Below are 16,733 nucleotides of genomic sequence, written 5' to 3'. Positions count from 1 at the left end.
CCGGTGATGGACAAAGCCTGCGCCCGAGGCAGGAAAAAACGGTTAACGCGCGGTGCGCTTGGGCCTTCTCGGGCGGACAGCCATAGTGCGAGTGCAGAAAATTCTGCGCTGCGGCAAATCCAGACTTGCCAAATCGTCCAAGATTATGGTCCTTGGCGAAAGAATATTGCGAGGAGCCTTGATGATTCCGCCCCAGCCCGCCGAGAGCCCCGCCGCCGATGCGCCGCGCCCCTATCGTTCGGTCCTCTATATTCCGGGCGCCAACGAACGCGCGCTCGACAAGGCAGCGACACTCGCGTGCGACGCAATCATCTTCGATCTGGAAGATGCGGTGGCGCCCGAGGAAAAGCCCGCCGCGCGGGCGATGGTCGCGGAAAAACTGCGTTCGGTGGATTACGGGCGGCGGGCACGGATCGTCCGGGTCAATGCGCTCGACACGGCCTGGGGTCGCGACGATTGCCTTGCCATGGCGGAGGTGAACTGCGACGCGATCCTGATCCCCAAGGTCTCTCGCCCCGAACATGTCGAGGCGGTCGCGGTGCTGGTGCCCGACCGGCCGCTCTGGGCGATGATGGAAACCGCGGTCGTCGCCTGGCACGCCGCTGATATCGCCGCCCATCCGCGCATCCAGGGCTTTGTGGTCGGCACCAACGACCTCGCCAAGGATATCGGCGCGCGCTACCGGCCGGATCGTGAGCCGCTGCTGACCGCGATTTCCATGTGTCTGCTGGCGGGCAAGGCCTATGGCCGCATCGTGATCGACGGGGTCTATAATGCCTTCAAGGACGACGATGGCCTGAGACGCGAATGCGATCAGGGCCGCGACATGGGCTTTGACGGCAAGACGCTGATTCATCCCGCCCAGATCGCCATCGCCAACGAGATTTTCGCGCCGTCCGAGGCCGAGATCGACCTCGCGCGCCGCCAGATCGCCGCCTATGCCGAGGCCGAGAAGGCGCGGAAGGGCGTGGCGGTCGTCGACGGCAAGATCGTCGAGAAGCTGCATGTGGTCGCGGCGGGGCGGACGCTCGCCAAGGCAGAGGCTCTTGCGGGACTCTAGCCGATGGGTAGTGTGAAGAGGATTCACATTCGGAGGAACCAATGTCCCTGCTGATTCTCGGCCTCGCGCTCTGGTATGTCTCGCATCTGATGAAACGCGTGGCGCCGGGCGCCCGCGCCGCGATGGGCGAGATGCCCGGCAAGCTCGTCATCACATTGCTGTCAATCCTCGCCATCGTCCTGATGGTGAAGGGCTTTCGCGCCGCACCCGTGGTCGATCTCTGGTCGCCGCCCGCCTTCCTGCGCCATGTGAACAACCTGATGATGGTCTTTGCCGTGTTCCTGATGGAACTGGGCTACGTGCCCGGCACGCTGCGCACCAAGATCCGGCATCCGATGCTGACGGCGGTGAAGATCTGGGCCATCGCCCACCTGCTGGTGAATGGCGATCTTGCCTCGGTTGTGCTCTTCGGCGGGCTCCTGGCCTGGGCGGTGATCGACCTGATCCTGATCAACCGGCAGGTGCCCGACTGGACGCCGCCGAAAGCCGGGCCGGTGCGCAACGACCTGATCTATCTCGCTGTCGCAGCGGCCCTGTTCGGCCTGATCGGCTATATCCACACCTGGCTCGGCTATCCGCCGTTCGGCTGACTTTCGGAGGACCTATGAAGACCAATCCGGGGCGTTTCTTCGAGGATTACCGTCTGGGCGAGGTGATCGCCCATGCGGTGCCCCGGACCCTGTCGGGCGGCGAGAGGGCGCTCTACCACGCGCTCTACCCCGCCCGTCACGCGCTCTACTCCTCCGACGAATTCGCCCGAAGCTGCGGCCTGCCCGCCGCGCCGATGGACGATCTGATTGCCTTCCACACGGTCTTCGGCAAGACGGTGCCCGACATATCGCTGAATGCGATTGCAAACCTTGGTTATGCCGAGGGCCGCTGGCTTGCCCCGGTCTGGCCGGGCGATACGCTGAGGTCCGAAAGCGAGGTCATCGGGCTGAAGGAAAATTCGAACGGCGCCTCGGGCGTCGTCTGGGTCCGGACGCGCGGGCTGAACCAGTCGGGCACGGTGGTTCTGGAATATGTCCGCTGGGTGATGGTCCGCAAACGCGACCGCGCCGCCGCCGCGCCCTTCCCGCATGTGCCGGACCTCGCAAAGGTCGTCGATCCTGCGTCGCTGATCGTGCCCGAGGGGCTCGATTTCCGCCGCTACGATTCCACGCTTGCGGGCGAGGCGCACCGTTTCGGCGACTATCAGGTCGGCGAGAAGATCGACCATGTGGACGGGGTGACGGTCGAGGAGGCCGAGCATATGCTCGCCACCCGCCTCTGGCAGAACACCGCGAAAGTGCATTTCGACCGGACCCAGCGCGAGGATGGCAAGCGGCTGATCTACGGCGGGCATGTGATCTCGCTTGCGCGCACGCTCAGCTTCAACGGGCTCGCGAATGCGCAGATGATCGTGGCGCTGAACGGCGGCAGCCACGCCAACCCCTGTTTCGCGGGCGATACGGTGCGGGCCTGGTCGGAAGTGCTGGACAAGGCCGAGACCGGGGCGCCGGGTGTGGGTGCGCTGCGGCTTAGGTTGGTGGCGGTGAAGGACGGGGCGGGGGCTTTTGCGCTGAAGGGCGAAGACGGTAAATACGATCCGTCTGTTCTGCTCGACCTCGATTACTGGGCGCTGGTGCCGGTCTAGGGAAGTTATTTGTGATCACTTGAAAAAAGTGCGTGATCACAAATAGGACATTTAGCCCTAACGGAAACCCTTCGATTGGCGTTTGCTGCAATTGCAGCGTGACTTGCGCGCGAAATCGGGTAATCAGGATGCAGCCAGGCGGGGCAGACGGCCCGACCAAAAGCGGTGGAGGTATGAATGGCGGAAACCAAACGTGTGGTAAGGCCCCTGTCGCCGCATCTGCAGATCTACCGGCCGCAGATGACGGCGATCAGCTCGATCCTGACCCGGATCACCGGCAACGGCATGATCGTCGGTGCGATCCTGATGGTCTGGTGGCTTCTGGCCGCCGCAACGAGCCCCGGCTATTTCGCCTTCGTCGACGGGCTTTTGCACAGCTGGATCGGCAAGATCATCCTTACCGGCTCGCTGTGGGCGGTCTGGTATCACTACCTCGCGGGGCTGAGGCATCTGTGGTTCGACGCGGGCCGCGGGCTTGAGATCGCGACCGCCGAAAAGCTCGGCTGGGCCTGCGTCATCGGGTCGGTTGTCCTGACGATCCTCACCTTCTTCTTCATCTGAAAGGGGCGGCCATGCGTTATCTGACCGACCGCAAGCGCGCCGAGGGCAAGGGCGCCTCGCACACCGGGACCGAGCATCACTGGTATATGCAGGCCTCGGGTGCGGCACTTGCCTTTCTTGTTCCCGTCTTCGTCATCGCCCTTGGCCGCGCCTTCGGCCGCGATCATGCCGGCGTGCTGGAATTCTTCGCCCGGCCGCATGTGGCGATCCTGACCGGGCTCGTCCTTTTCGTCGCGATGCGCCATTTCGCCAAGGGCGCCACGATGATGATCGAGGATTACGCGCGCGGTTCGACCCGCAAGGCGCTGATCATCGCCGCCATCTCGCTTTCCTATCTGATTACCGCGACCGGGCTGTTCGCGCTGGCCCGCATCGCGCTCTGAAAGGCTGACCATGACCGCTTATCCCTATGAGACACATGAATATGACGTTGTGGTCGTGGGCGCGGGCGGCGCGGGTCTGCGCGCCACGCTCGGCATGGCCGAGCAGGGGCTGCGCACCGCCTGCGTGACCAAGGTCTTTCCGACGCGCTCGCACACAGTGGCGGCACAGGGTGGCATCGCCGCCTCGCTCGGCAACATGGGGCCGGACAGCTGGCAATGGCACATGTACGATACCGTGAAGGGCTCGGACTGGCTGGGCGACACCGATGCGATGGAATATCTGGCCCGCGAGGCGCCGAAGGCGGTCTATGAGCTTGAGCATTACGGCGTGCCTTTCAGCCGCACCGAGGAAGGCAAGATTTACCAGCGCCCCTTCGGCGGCCATACGACCGAATACGGCGAAGGCCCGCCGGTGCAGCGCACCTGCGCCGCCGCCGACCGGACGGGGCATGCGATCCTGCATACGCTTTATGGTCAGAGCCTGAAGAACAACGCGGAATTCTTCATCGAATATTTCGCGCTTGACCTGATCATCACTGACGGCGCCTGCACCGGGGTCGTCTGCTGGAAGCTCGACGATGGCACGATCCATGTCTTCAACGCGAAGATGGTGGTGCTGGCGACGGGCGGCTATGGTCGGGCGTATTTCTCGGCGACCAGCGCCCATACTTGCACCGGCGATGGCGGCGGCATGGTGGCGCGCGCCGGGCTGCCGCTTCAGGATATGGAATTCGTGCAGTTCCATCCGACCGGCATCTATGGCTCGGGCTGCCTGATCACCGAAGGCGCGCGGGGCGAGGGCGGGTATCTCACGAACTCCGAAGGCGAGCGGTTCATGGAACGCTATGCGCCGACCTACAAGGATCTGGCCAGCCGCGACGTCGTCAGCCGCTGCATGACGATCGAAATCCGCGAAGGCCGGGGCGTAGGCGAGGGCAAGGATCACATTCACCTGCACCTCAATCACCTGCCACCCGAGACGCTGCATGAGCGTCTGCCGGGCATTTCGGAATCGGCGAAGATCTTCGCGGGCGTCGATGTGACGAAGGAACCGATCCCGGTTCTGCCGACAGTTCACTACAACATGGGCGGCATTCCCACGAATTATTGGGGCGAGGTGTTGAACCCGCAGCCCGGCAGCCCCGATACTGTCTTTCCGGGCCTGATGGCGGTGGGCGAAGCGGGTTGCGCCAGCGTCCATGGTGCGAACCGTCTGGGATCGAACAGCCTCATCGACCTCGTGGTCTTCGGGCGCGCGGCGGCGATACGTGCCGGCCAGATCGTGAAACCGGGCGCCGCGAATGTGCCGGTGAACAAGGCCGAGGTCGACCGTGCGCTCACGCGCTTCGACGGGCTCCGCCATGCGGCGGGCGCAGTGCCAACCGCCGATCTCAGGCTGGAGATGCAGAAGACCATGCAGGCCGATGCCGCCGTCTTCCGCACCGACAAGACGCTGGCCGAGGGCGTCGAGAAGATGGCACGGGTCGCCGCCAAGATGGGTGACCTAAAGGTCACGGACCGGTCGATGGTCTGGAACAGCGATCTGATGGAGACGCTGGAACTGACGAACCTGATGCCGAACGCGCTGGCCACGATTGTCGCGGCCGAAGCGCGCAAGGAAAGCCGCGGCGCCCATGCGCACGAGGATTATCCCAGCCGCGACGACAAGAACTGGCGCGTCCATTCGCTCGCGCTGGTCGATGGGGCGAAGGTGACCCTGTCCACCCGGCCCGTGCATCTCGATCCGCTGACCAAGCCCGAGGAGGGCGGGATCGATCCGAAGAAGATCGCACCGAAGGCGAGGGTCTATTGATGGCGAACCGGCTGGCGATCTGGGCTTGCGGCTGTGTTCTGGTTGCGGCCGGCTGCGTTGGCGGCGGCGGCAAGCCGGATGCCTTCGACCTCGCCGTGGCCGACTGCCAGCGCGATCTCAAAGTGCCGGGCCACTACGAGGTCTCGCGAACGGAACGCGACGGGCTTGGCCTGCCGGTGGTCACAGCCGGTCCCGGCGCCACCCTGCGCGGACAGGTCCTGATGAGCGAATGCGTCGGTCAGCGGCTTGCCGCCGCGACCGCGCCGTGAGGTAGCCCGATGATCCGCCCGCTTCTTGCCCTGTCTTGCCTCGCCCTTCTGGCCGCCTGCGGGCCGATGACGATCGCACAGGCCGAACGGGAATGTTTCCAGCGCGCCCGCCTGGCGGCCGCGCCGCGCGGTTCGGTCGGGGTTGGCGTGGCCTCGAACGGGCAAGCGGCCGCGAAGCTCAGCCTGTCGATTTCTTCCGACTACATCCAGGGCCGCGATCCGGCGGCGGTCTATGATTCCTGCGTCTACCAGAAGGCGGGTCAACCGCCCCGCCAGCCGCTCTATGCGCGCACCGATTGGAAATAGCCTGGCATGAAGACGATCCGACGCAAGATCAGACAAGAGACAGGAGTCGTGGCCGACGCGGGTTTTCCTGTCATGGGGCCAGTGCACTATCTGACCTATCTGCAGGCGGCGCACGCGCGGCTGCGGCCGAAGGTCTACTTCGAGATCGGCACGGAAAGTGGCGCCAGCCTTAGTTTCGCTGAGTGTGTCTCGATTGCGGTTGATCCGAAGTTCCAGCTCGAAGCGGATGTGTCGCGCAACAAGCCAGAGCTGCATCTGTTTCAGGGGACGAGCGACGATTTCTTTGCATCCAAGCTGGTCGAGCGCCTGGGTCTGAAGATCGACCTCGCGTTCCTGGATGGCATGCACCTTTTCGAGTATCTCTTGCGTGATTTCATCAATACCGAGCGGCTGATGGATGCGGCCGGCGAGATCTTCCTGCACGACTGCGTGCCTTACAACCGTGTGATGGCAGAGCGGGACTGGGATCGCGCATTAACGCAAAGCTGGACAGGCGATGTCTGGAAGCTCGTCCCGATCCTGCGGGAGTTCCGTCCGGATTTGAAAGTCGACGTGCTCGACCTGGCGCCGACCGGTCTGGTCGTCGTGTCGGGTCTGGATCCACATAACCGTGTGCTGACAGAGCGTTACGAGGAGATTGTCGCGCGGTTCACCGGGATTTCGCTGGATGACTTCGGGGTCCAGCGATTTGCGTCAGTGGCCGCGACGCAACGCACAGGCCGGACCGGGCCGCGCCGCAGTGGTGCGAACAAGACCGGGGCGATTGCGATCAAGACCTGTGTCCCGAGCGCGGAGGTGGCTGAAAGCTGGGGCGACTATCATTTTGCCAAGAGCCTTGCCAGCGCGTTTGAGCGTATGGGTCGCAAGGCGCGTGTCGATATCATGCCGGATTGGTATCACAGCGATGGCGCCGATGCCCTCGACATTGTCCTGCAAGGACACGACCAGTATCAGCGCCGCGATGATGTGCCTTCGATCTTGTGGATGATCTATCCCGGCAAGCGCTTTGAAATGGAAAGCTTGCGGGCGCACGATCATGTGTTCGTGGCCTCGGAGGTCTTTGCTGGCAAGCTCGCGCGCCGCTTGCCGGGGCTCACTCCCACGGTCCTCCATCAGTGCTTCGATGTGGCCGTCAGGGCGCCGGTTCCACATGCCGCGCGGTCCGATCTTGTTTTTGTGGCGAACAACCATTTCGGACAGGACCGGCCCATGGCGGTGATGGCCCGGCAGGGTGGCCATCCGCTGAAGCTTTGGGGAAACGGCTGGGACGCCGGGCCTTGGGGGACCTGGCTGCAGGGGTCGTACCTCGCGAATGACGCGGTGGGTGACCTCTATGGCCGGGCGCTTGCCGTGCTGTGCGATCACACCAACATCATGGCGCGAAATGGATTTCTGTCGAACCGTGTCTTCGACGCGCTGGCCTGCGCCACACCGGTGATCATGGACCGTGTCGCCGCCCTGCCGCCGGGGTTTGATCGGTTTGTCTGTCAGGTGGGTGATCAAGCCGCGTTCGACGCCGCTATCGAAACGATCCGCGGCGAAGGCGCAGACCGCCGCGCCGCACGGCATGAGTTCGCCCGTGAGATGGTCCTGGCGCACAGCTTTGACGCCCGGGCCGCCGCGATGGTCGAGATGGCCCAGACTCTGTCCCTATTGTAATATCCGACCGAAAAGGCAGTAAAGAACATGGTCCAGTTCACGCTTCCCAAGAATTCCAAGGTCCGCGTCGGCAAGACCTGGCCGCGGCCGGATGGAAAGAATGTGCGCAAGTTCCGCATCTATCGCTGGGACCCGGACACGGGCGAAAACCCGCGGGTCGATACCTATTTCCTCGACATGGACAAGTGCGGGCCGATGGTTCTGGACGCGCTGATCAAGATCAAGAACGAGATCGATCCGACGCTCACCTTCCGCCGCTCCTGCCGCGAGGGGATCTGCGGGTCGTGCGCGATGAACATCGACGGGATCAATACGCTCGCCTGTATCTACGGGCTGGATGAAATTCGCGGTGACGTGAAGATCTATCCCTTGCCGCATATGCCGGTGGTGAAGGACCTGATCCCCGACCTTACGCATTTCTACGCGCAGCATGCCTCGATCATGCCCTGGCTGGAAACCAAGACCAACCGCCCCGCCAAGGAATGGCGCCAGTCGATCGAAGACCGCAAGAAACTCGACGGGCTTTATGAATGCGTGATGTGCGCCTCCTGCTCGACTTCCTGCCCGAGCTACTGGTGGAACTCCGATCGCTACCTCGGCCCGGCGGCGCTGCTGCATGCCTACCGCTGGATCATCGACAGCCGCGACGAGGCAACGGGCGAGCGGCTGGATGACCTCGAAGACCCGTTCAAGCTGTACCGCTGCCACACGATCATGAACTGCGCCAAGACCTGCCCGAAGGGGCTGAACCCGGCCAAGGCCATCGCCGAGATCAAGAAGATGATGGTCGAGCGGGTGGTCTGAGATGGAGCCGCAGGCGCCCCGGCGCGAGATGTATCCCGGCGATGCGGTGCTTGACGAAGATTGCACCTTCGCCGGGGTGGTGGGCGGCGATCTGACCATCACGCCGGGCCGTAGAGTGACGCTGGGCGGCATGGTGCAGGGCAATCTGATCGTGGGCGAAGGCGCTGAAGTGATCCTGCGCGGCATGATCGGCGGCGAGATCGTCAATCTCGGCGGCACGCTGTCCGGCCCGGGTCTGGTGGCGCGAGGCTGAGCCCTCGTCTGGTTCGGCGGATCAGGCGGGTGTAAGCCCCGGGGCGGGCGCGATGTTCTGGTTCAGGCGAAAGAGGTTGCCCGGGTCCATACGTGCCTTCAGACGGGTCAGACGTTCGAATTTCGCCGCGCCGTACGCTTGCAGCGCGACGTCACGGCCAGTTTCCCCCTGTTCGTTCAGGTAGTTCCCGGCCTGCGAAAGGGCAGCCAGTCGCGCGCCGCCCTTCCGACCCCAGTCCAGGCATCGCGCGTCATCGGCCGGGTCGTCCCAGATCGGCTGCACGATCCAGTAGAATCCGCCACCCCGGCCAGAATAGGCCGTGGCATCCTCGGCTACATCGCTGACCGCGCCGCCGAGCTGGATCATGTAGATCTCGGAATCGGGTGTTGGTGCCGAGCGCGCCAGTTCGGCTATAGTTTCAGCGATGGCCCCGTCCGGCTTCGCCAGGAACCCGCCGCGACCATAATAGCGCCTGCCCCAGCAAATCCGGTCGTCACCGCGACTTTGCAAGGTCACATAGTCGGTGGCGACAAGTCCGCCCTCGCCGGGTCCAGCCAGATGCCCGAATGGTGCAGTGCTGGATGCGCCCATCCCGTCATCGCCGCTATGGAAGGCGGTCACATGTACTCCGCTGAGCGTCGTGAGAGCCACGGTGGTCTGAGAGCGGGGTGCGACGTCAGATGCTGCAGCGAGGCTGTTCAGGGCCTGCACCGCACGATCCGGCGGGTAGGACCAGACCCCCACGGTGATCGGGCCCAAGCGATGCATGCGGAAACGGAATTTGGTGACGATGCCGAAATTGCCGCCACCGCCGCGCAGGCCCCAGAAGAGATCGGGATCGGAGTCATTGCTTACCTCAATGACCCGGCCCTCGGCCGTCACCAGTTCGACCGCTAAAAGGCTGTCGATTGTCAGCCCCAGCCGTCGGCTGGTCCAGCCCATGCCACCGCCTAATGTCAACCCTCCGGCGCCGGTATGTGAGACTAGGCCCGCAGGCGTGACAAGACCATGAGGCGCGCCTGCCCTGTCGAGGTCACCCAACAGAGCGCCGCCGCCCACCTCGGCGATGCGTGCCTCGGGGTCTACCGTGATCTGGTTCATGCGGGTCAGGTCCAGAACGATCCCGTCGTCGCAAGTAGAAAAACCGGGAAAGCTATGCCCGCCGCAGCGAACCGCCAATGGGATGCCGGATCGGGCTGCCGCCGTTACAACCGCAGAAACCTGAGCGGCCGTCGCCGGTCGCACGATCAGGGCCGGATGGCGGTCGATCATGCCGTTCCAGACCTTGCGCCGCGCATGATAGTCGGGGCTGTCAGGAAAGATGACGTGATCGCTGCCGATGAGATCGGCCAGCGCCTTCGCCTGTTCAAAGGTCACCATGAAATGCCCCCCGCCCCGCCATCGGTAGACCGAAGTCGCTAGAGCCGCCGACGGCAGGTTAGCATATCGGGACCACGCACGATAGCGTCGCAGCGAGCCGGGGGTCAGTGGCTGATGATCTGAATTTCAGACAATGCAAGACGGCGATAGAGCCGTGCGGTCCGGTAAAGCGGCCACCAGTCGTAGAGGAAGGTTTCGATCGGGCGCCAGTTCGACACCCAGCCAAGAATGGCGAGCCCTTCGCCTAGCAGCTGGGTGAGGGGGCTATCGCCGAGAATGCCGGGCAGGGCGCGGCGGGCCAGAAGGCAGAGCGTGAGCATGGTGAGCCCGACCACAAGATAAATGCGGCCCAGCCGGAACTGTTCGCGCCTGTCGCGTTCGGCCGAGGTCGTCCAGTCGGTGAAATTCTGGCGGATCGCCCGGCCGATTTCCCCGGCATCGGCGCGGGCGGCCTCCGGTGCGGGCATGTGGATGCGCAGCAGGAAGGTCGCGTCCGATGCAGCCTCTCGTGCCCAGCCGACGATATAGGCAAGCGCCTTTGGATCGAGGTCGCGTTCGTGAAAGGGCGAAGGATCGAGGCTCTCGAACAGGGCCTCGGTACGTGCGACGCTGAGGTCGATGATGGAACGTGCGGACATGAGGCCTCCGGCCGTCAGACTAGCGGCGGCGCGACAGGCTTCAAGCCGGATCGGGCAGGATGCGTGTGGCCCCGGTCAGGCGCACGCGACCGCCGGGTTCGGGCGGGCCCTGCACGAGGATTTCACACGGCACGCCCATATCCTCGCCCTGACGGATGGTGAAGCGACCGCCGGGCATGCCCGGCCAGCCAAGATCGACAAGAGCCCCGGCAAGCGCCGCCGCCGCCGCGCCGGTCGCCGGGTCTTCGACGAGGCCGCCGATGGCAAAGGCATTGCGGACGTGGAAAAGCGCAGGGTTTTCGGCCACGACGAGGCAGATCGTGGTCAGCCGCTCTGCCTCCATCAACGCTTTCACCGCGTCGAACGGATAGGCCATGGCGGCGAGGCGCGCGCGCTGCTTCAGGAATAGGATCGGATGGAGGTTTCCGGCGTCGCCAAGGCGCGGCGGCAACCGCGGATCGAGATCAGCCTCACTGAGGCCGAAGTGCCGCAACAGCTGCGCACGCAACCCCACGTCGAGCGGGGTCGAGCGCGAAGGTGGAGAGGTCAGGGTGGCCGTGCCCCGGCCATCCGTCTCGACGGAGATATCGGCAGCGTTCAGCCTCAAAGCGTAATTTCCGGGCCCGTTCCGGCGCCCGAGTGCCGCGCCGAGCGCGATCGTGGCATGGCCGCAAAAGTCCACTTCGGCCTCGGGGGCGAAATAGCGCACCCGCCAGCCACCCCCGGGTTGGGGCGCGACGAAGGCGGTCTCGGCATAGCCGACGGCGCGGGCCGTGGCCTGCATCGCCACCGCCTCGGGCATCTCGTCCGCGATGACGACCCCCGCCGGATTGCCGCCCCGGCCTTCGGCGGTGAAGGCCGCGATCCGTTCGACGATCATGTTGGTCTCTCCTCTGGTCGGAAAAGACTAGCCGCAGGCTGTCGGGGCGCGCCAATGCAATCTTGTGACGGGAACAATCACGGACGCTAGGTGCGCCCGCGTCCGCATGATAGGCTCGGCCCATGTCATCATGCCTGGGAGGGGCCGATGGACCGCGCCGTGACGCTTCTGGTCGGGACGACCAAGGGGCTGTTTCTCATCAGAAACCTCGGAAAGGATGGATGGTCGGTCTCAGGGCCCCATTGCGATGGCTGGCCGATCAATCATGCGGTGGGCGATCCTGCCACTGGCACGATCTGGGCGGGCGGTGGCGGCGACTGGCATGGCGCCGGTGTCTGGCGGTCGGAGGATGGCGGAGAAAGCTGGAAGCTCAGCAGGCTGACCAGCGGCCAGATGGATGACTGGGCGGCGAATGATCCCGACTTTGCGGCAATGATCGGCTGGACCGAAGAGGCCATGCCGTTCGGCAAGGATTTCGCGCAGGTCTGGTCGCTCGGGCTTGCCCATGGCGCGCTTCTGGCCGGGACGAAGCCCGCGAACCTGCTGGAAAGCCGCGATGGCGGTATGAATTGGACAAAGGTGGATGGCTTGACCGATCACCCATCGCGCGCGGACTGGAACGGCGGGGCGGCGGGGTTGGTGCTGCATACGATCCTTTCCCATCCTTCTGATCCGAAGAAGCTCTGGGTCGGCATTTCCGCCGCCGGGGTCTTTGCGAGCGAAGATGGCGGCAAGACATGGGAGCGCCGCAACCGCCTGTCGAATGCCGAGGCCTGCGGCCACCACCATCACCCGGCCGCACCGCGCGATGGCGAGGTCGGGCACTGCGTCCACAACATGATGCAGGCACCGGGCGGGGGCGACGTGATATATCAGCAGAACCACCATGGCGTCTGGCGCAGCCCCGATGGCGGGCGCAGCTGGGAGGATATCACCGAGGGTCTGCCCTCGACCTTCGGCTTCCCAATCCGCGTCCATCCGCGCGATCCCGGTACGATCTGGACACTGCCCCTGAACGGCGACAGCCAGGGCCGCTTCCCGCCCGGCGCCTCGGCCGCCGTCTGGCGGTCGCGCGACGCGGGCCAAAGCTGGCAGGCGATGCGCAGGGGGCTGCCGCAGCAGAATTGCTTCTTCACCGTCCTCAGGCAGGCGATGGCGGGCGATACGCACGACCCGGCCGGCATCTATTTCGGCACCAACTCCGGCTCGGTCTTCGCCAGCCTCGACGAGGGCGACAGCTGGCGGGAAGTGGCGCGGCATCTGCCGACGATCCTTGCGGTCGAGGTGCTGGAAAGGGGTTAGGGACTTGCAGCGACCAGCCCGAGCCTCCATCTGTCAGCGATCATGCCGTTCGTCAGCCCCGAAACTCTTCAGGCAATCCGTGGCCGCGTCCGGCGGTTGCTGGTGCGGATCAACCGCCGCGTCCCGCCGGGCGCGCGGGCGATCCTCGGCCTTCTCCTCATCATTGGCGGAATCTTTGGTTTCCTGCCCGTCCTCGGCTTCTGGATGATCCCACTCGGGGTCGGTGTCGTCTGGCTTGATGTGCGTGCCTGGCGGCGGCGCGGCTGGCGGCGTGGACCTTGACGCTGCTGACGGCAGCGGTAGGGATCAGCCATGCCGCTCCTCCTGTTGCTCCTTCTGGTCTCGGTCCTGCTCTATCTCTGGCTGTCGCGCCGGGGCAAAACCCTGACGCGCGCCTGCCGCTGGCGCCTTGATCTTGCCGTCGGACCGGATCGTTATCGTTGCGCGGCGTGCGGAGCGACCTGTCAGGGCGAGCCAAGCGACTGTCTCAATCCGGCGCTACGCGGTTGACCGCATCGGCCCGCCCCGGCAAGGATGGCCCGGCGAGCGGAGGACCGACATGAAGCTTCAGACGCCCGAGACCAAGGCCCCCGCCGACCATTCGGCGCGCAAGTCGGTGGCGCCCGTGATCTGCTATCCGGTCGAGGGGCTGCCGCCCGCGCCACTGCCCCTTTATCAAGCTGCGCGCCGGTCGCTTGAGCGGGTTGGCGAGGTTCTGGTGCCACCGCGCGAGGCGCGCTGTTTCCGGGTGCCCGCGGGCCATTTCTTCCGCATCCACTCGGTCGAAGGGCCGCAGGTCGGCGATCTGAACCTGTGGAATGCAGCCGATCTGGGCGAGCGGTTCTATTCGGGCAAGACGCGGGCGCTGCATGGCACGCATCTGTCGACCGGCGACCGGATGTGGTCATCCTTCCCGGCCTTGCGCCCGATGGCGACCATCACCCATGACACGCTCGACTGGTACGGGTTCGACGGGTTCGGCGGCTCGGTGCATGACGTGATCGGCACGCGCTGCGACCCCTATACCCACAACCTCCTCAGCCATGGCGGCCAGTACCACCATTGCTGCCATTCAAACCTGACACGCGCCCTTGCCGCCGAGACCGGCCTGTCGCCGCACGAGGCGGAACAGCATGTGCATGACGTGCTGAACGTCTTCATGTGCACCGGCTTCACCCGCGACAGCGGGCAGTATTTCATGAAGGCCTCCCCCGTCCGGCCCGGCGATTATCTGGAATTCTTTGCCGAGATCGACCTCCTCGGCGGCCTGTCTGCCTGCCCGGGCGGCGACTGTTCGGCCGAGCATTCCTCGGACACAGCCGCCTGCCACCCGTTGCTGGTCGAAATACTGCGGCCAGATCCGGCGGCGCTTGCGGGCTGGCAACCGCCGCCGCTGAACGGCTATGACCGCAGCCATGGGCTCTGATCCTCAGCAGTAGCGCTCGATCGACAGAAGCTGGCCGTCGCCATAGCGGTCGCCCGCAGCGAAACCGGCGGGCAGGATACGCTCGATCTCGGCGCGATCCTCTTCTGTCAGGTCCGGCAGCGGCAACCACTCCTTCAACCGCTCGGCCGAGCGCGTGCCGGGGATCGGCACGACATGGGGACCAGCCGCCATGACCCAGGCAAGCGCGGTGGCGGGAACCGACCAGCCTCGCGCCGCGCAAAAGGCGCGGAACGGTTCGATCCGCGCCTGATTCCGATCGAAATAGGGCTGAGTGAAACGCGGATTCTGGCTGCGGAAACCGTCGCTTACACTGGCAAAGGGCAGGGGCCTTTGGCCGAGCATCCCGCGTGCAAGCGGCGAGAAGGCAACGAACGTCACCCCAAGCCGCCCGCATTCCTGAATGAGGCCCAGTTCGGGCTGGCGGGACCAGAGCGAATATTCGTTCTGGACCGCCCGGCAGGGATGGATCGCATGTGCCTCGCGCAGGGTCTCGGGCGCGATTTCGGACATGCCATATCCGCCGATCTTGCCTTCGCGTTCAAGATCGTGAAGCGTGCCGATGACCTCCTCAAGTGGGCGAGCATGTTCGCGCCGGTGAATGTAGAAGAGGTCAACCTGTTCGCGCCCCAGCCGCTTTAGCGATGCTTCCAGTTCGCTCCGCAGATGTTCCGCCGAATTGTCGACCCGGCGCGGCGGGCCGGCAACGAAGCTGGCTTTCGTGGCCAGAACGACCTTCGGCTTGCGGCTGGCAAGCCATGTGCCGACCACAGTTTCGCTGATGCCCATTCCGTAGATATTGGCCGTGTCGATGAAGGTGATGCCCGCCTCATACATTGCATCGAGGCAGGCGAGGCTTTCGGCCTCGGTCGTCGGGCCGAAGATGCCGCCGAAGGACATGGCGCCGAAACCAAGGGCCGATATGTCGGGGCCGGTGCGGCCGAGGGAGAGGGTGCGCATGTCAGGACCTTTTGCGGAGGGGACGCCATCAAACCCCCGCGAATCGGATCGTTCAAGCCCGAATGTAGTGCAGGCCCGAAAAGTTCCGGCGCCAGTCCGCCACCCGGGGCGCAAGTGCTGCCGGATCGTTGCTGCGCAGTGCCTCGGCAATCAGCGCCGCCATGCGCGGAGCGTCCGAGACTTTCACGCCGCGCCGCACCAGTTCCGGCGTTCCGATGCGCAGCCCGTTCATATCCCCCGCCACATCGGCGATAGGCAGACCGATGCCGCAGGCCAGAAAACCCGCCTTGCGCAGCGTCTTCGACGCCGTCTGCCCGCCGCCGAAGGCCGCCGCCTCGATCGCGAACTGATGGGAATTGGTATAGCCCTGCGCGGCGGCAAAGACCGGTAGGCCCTCGTCAGCCAGTGCCCGCGCCAAAGCACGCGAAAGCGCAATCATTTCGGCCCCATAGGCGTTCCCATGATCGCGCCAGTCCAGCAACGACATGGCCAGCGCTGCCACCCGCCCTGCGTCGAAGTTCGCGGTCATGCCGGGGAAGGCGATGTGGTCGAGCCGTTCGGCAATCTCGGCCTCGTTCGTCACGATCAGCCCGCCCGCGGGGCCGCCGAGGCTCTTGTAGGTCGACATGGTCATCAGATGCGCGCCTTCGGACAGAGGGTTTGCCCACTGGCCGCCCGCAATGATCCCGCATTGATGAGCGGCGTCGAACAAGACCTTCGCGCCGACCTCGTCGGCAATCGCCCGCACCTCACGCACCGGATGGGGGAAGAGGTTCAACGAGCCGCCGAGCGTGATCAGTTTCGGCCGGACCCTCTGTGCCAGATCACGCAACCCATCAAGGTCGACGGTGTAGGCATCAGCATTGACAGGTGCGGCATGGGTAATGAGGCCGTAGAGCCCCGCGCAGCCCGCGCCATGATGGGTGACATGACCGCCGATGGTCGCGGGCGGCGCGATGATCGCGTCGCCGGGCCTGGTCAGCGCCATGAAACCGTAAAGATTGGCCATCGCGCCGGAAAAGACCCGCACCTCGGCATAGGTGGCGCCAAAGACCTCGGCGGCCAGTTCCGCGGCAATCACCTCGATTTCCTCGATCGCTTCCAGCCCCATTTCATACTTGTCACCGGGATAGCCGAGCGAGGGGCGCGACCCGAGACCGCGCGCGAGCAAGGCTTCGGCGGCGGGGTTCATCACATTGGTCGCAGGGTTGAGGTTGAAACAGTCGCGGTCATGGATCTCGACGTTCCGTGCGGCGAGCCGGTCGAGCCGCGCGGCAACCTCGGTCGAAGCGGCGGCTGTCGCGGCGGCCTGGCGCTGGATCAGCGCCTCGCAGGCCTCGGGCACCCAGGGGCGGCGGACGAGATGGGGGGCGGTAGCGAGCATG

Annotated in this window: 20 protein-coding genes; 15 read left to right on the top strand and 5 right to left on the bottom strand. The window is 65.0% G+C overall.

The window, feature by feature from the left end; genetic code table 11:
- The first annotated feature begins 181 nt into the window (after positions 1–181).
- The 11 genes from OU426_RS05110 to OU426_RS05060 all read left to right on the top strand — a co-directional run bounded on the left by OU426_RS05110 (position 182) and on the right by OU426_RS05060 (position 8,744).
- Entirely contained in the window at positions 182–1,060 is an 879-nt protein-coding gene (locus tag OU426_RS05110) for an HpcH/HpaI aldolase/citrate lyase family protein (protein ID WP_267632775.1), read from the top strand.
- A gap of 41 nt (positions 1,061–1,101) precedes the next feature.
- The gene (locus tag OU426_RS05105; RefSeq protein ID WP_267632774.1) at positions 1,102–1,650 is read left to right on the top strand and encodes an NnrU family protein; all 549 of its coding nucleotides are present in this window, start codon (positions 1,102–1,104) and stop codon (positions 1,648–1,650) included.
- Positions 1,651–1,664: 14 nt separating this feature from the next.
- Positions 1,665–2,696, top strand: a complete 1,032-nt coding sequence (locus tag OU426_RS05100) for a MaoC family dehydratase (protein ID WP_267632773.1) — start codon at positions 1,665–1,667, stop codon at positions 2,694–2,696.
- Between the two features lie 177 nt (positions 2,697–2,873).
- On the top strand, positions 2,874–3,257 hold the full coding sequence (sdhC, locus tag OU426_RS05095; RefSeq protein WP_267632772.1) for a succinate dehydrogenase, cytochrome b556 subunit: 384 nt from the start codon (positions 2,874–2,876) through the stop codon (positions 3,255–3,257).
- 11 nt (positions 3,258–3,268) lie between these two features.
- Entirely contained in the window at positions 3,269–3,640 is a 372-nt protein-coding gene (gene sdhD, locus OU426_RS05090) for a succinate dehydrogenase, hydrophobic membrane anchor protein (protein ID WP_267632771.1), read from the top strand.
- A gap of 10 nt (positions 3,641–3,650) precedes the next feature.
- Positions 3,651–5,453 carry a succinate dehydrogenase flavoprotein subunit gene (sdhA, locus tag OU426_RS05085; protein ID WP_267632770.1) on the top strand — a complete coding sequence of 601 codons (1,803 nt, stop codon included), beginning with the start codon at positions 3,651–3,653 and terminating at the stop codon, positions 5,451–5,453.
- On the top strand, positions 5,453–5,722 hold the full coding sequence (locus OU426_RS05080; RefSeq protein ID WP_267632769.1) for a hypothetical protein: 270 nt from the start codon (positions 5,453–5,455) through the stop codon (positions 5,720–5,722). Before sdhA ends, OU426_RS05080 begins: the two co-directional genes overlap by 1 nt.
- A gap of 9 nt (positions 5,723–5,731) precedes the next feature.
- A complete protein-coding gene (locus OU426_RS05075) occupies positions 5,732–6,028 on the top strand; it encodes a hypothetical protein (protein ID WP_267632768.1) in 297 nt (98 codons plus the stop codon).
- A gap of 6 nt (positions 6,029–6,034) precedes the next feature.
- Positions 6,035–7,687, top strand: a complete 1,653-nt coding sequence (locus tag OU426_RS05070; RefSeq protein WP_267632767.1) for a glycosyltransferase family protein — start codon at positions 6,035–6,037, stop codon at positions 7,685–7,687.
- Positions 7,688–7,714: 27 nt separating this feature from the next.
- Complete coding sequence (locus tag OU426_RS05065) at positions 7,715–8,491, top strand: succinate dehydrogenase iron-sulfur subunit (protein ID WP_267632766.1); 777 nt, start codon at positions 7,715–7,717, stop codon at positions 8,489–8,491.
- A 1-nt stretch (position 8,492) separates the two neighbouring features.
- Positions 8,493–8,744 (top strand): hypothetical protein, encoded by a 252-nt coding sequence (locus tag OU426_RS05060; RefSeq protein WP_267632765.1) that lies wholly within the window; start codon positions 8,493–8,495, stop codon positions 8,742–8,744.
- 21 nt (positions 8,745–8,765) lie between these two features.
- Here the strand turns inward: OU426_RS05060 and OU426_RS05055 are convergent, their stop codons facing one another.
- From OU426_RS05055 to OU426_RS05045, 3 genes are all read right to left on the bottom strand, one after another.
- Positions 8,766–10,124, bottom strand: coding sequence for an FAD-binding oxidoreductase (locus OU426_RS05055; protein ID WP_267632764.1), 1,359 nt, complete (start codon positions 10,122–10,124; stop codon positions 8,766–8,768).
- Positions 10,125–10,228: 104 nt separating this feature from the next.
- Positions 10,229–10,762: a hypothetical protein gene (locus tag OU426_RS05050; protein ID WP_267632763.1), complete on the bottom strand. Its 534-nt coding sequence runs from the start codon at positions 10,760–10,762 to the stop codon at positions 10,229–10,231.
- Between the two features lie 40 nt (positions 10,763–10,802).
- Positions 10,803–11,642, bottom strand: coding sequence for a PhzF family phenazine biosynthesis protein (locus OU426_RS05045; RefSeq protein WP_267632762.1), 840 nt, complete (start codon positions 11,640–11,642; stop codon positions 10,803–10,805).
- A gap of 147 nt (positions 11,643–11,789) precedes the next feature.
- On the opposite strand from OU426_RS05045, the gene OU426_RS05040 reads away from it, so the two are divergent.
- The 4 genes from OU426_RS05040 to OU426_RS05025 are packed head-to-tail and all read left to right on the top strand — an operon-like array spanning position 11,790 to position 14,370.
- Positions 11,790–12,944 (top strand): WD40/YVTN/BNR-like repeat-containing protein, encoded by a 1,155-nt coding sequence (locus OU426_RS05040; protein ID WP_267632761.1) that lies wholly within the window; start codon positions 11,790–11,792, stop codon positions 12,942–12,944.
- 42 nt (positions 12,945–12,986) lie between these two features.
- On the top strand, positions 12,987–13,226 hold the full coding sequence (locus tag OU426_RS05035) for a hypothetical protein (protein ID WP_267632760.1): 240 nt from the start codon (positions 12,987–12,989) through the stop codon (positions 13,224–13,226).
- A gap of 30 nt (positions 13,227–13,256) precedes the next feature.
- Positions 13,257–13,454, top strand: a complete 198-nt coding sequence (locus tag OU426_RS05030) for a hypothetical protein (protein WP_267632759.1) — start codon at positions 13,257–13,259, stop codon at positions 13,452–13,454.
- A 49-nt stretch (positions 13,455–13,503) separates the two neighbouring features.
- Positions 13,504–14,370, top strand: coding sequence for an urea carboxylase-associated family protein (locus tag OU426_RS05025; RefSeq protein WP_267632758.1), 867 nt, complete (start codon positions 13,504–13,506; stop codon positions 14,368–14,370).
- A gap of 3 nt (positions 14,371–14,373) precedes the next feature.
- Here OU426_RS05025 and OU426_RS05020 read toward each other — a convergent pair whose 3' ends face one another.
- Positions 14,374–15,348 carry an aldo/keto reductase gene (locus OU426_RS05020; protein ID WP_267632757.1) on the bottom strand — a complete coding sequence of 325 codons (975 nt, stop codon included), beginning with the start codon at positions 15,346–15,348 and terminating at the stop codon, positions 14,374–14,376.
- A gap of 52 nt (positions 15,349–15,400) precedes the next feature.
- Positions 15,401–16,732, bottom strand: coding sequence for a serine hydroxymethyltransferase (gene glyA / locus OU426_RS05015; protein WP_267632756.1), 1,332 nt, complete (start codon positions 16,730–16,732; stop codon positions 15,401–15,403).
- Position 16,733: the final 1 nt, after the last annotated feature.

Source organism: Frigidibacter sp. RF13, assembly GCF_026626305.1.
Taxonomy (GTDB): Bacteria; Pseudomonadota; Alphaproteobacteria; order Rhodobacterales; family Rhodobacteraceae; genus TMP-24.
Note: the sequence above shows the minus strand (reverse complement) of the source record. Positions and strands in the feature narration are given on the sequence as shown.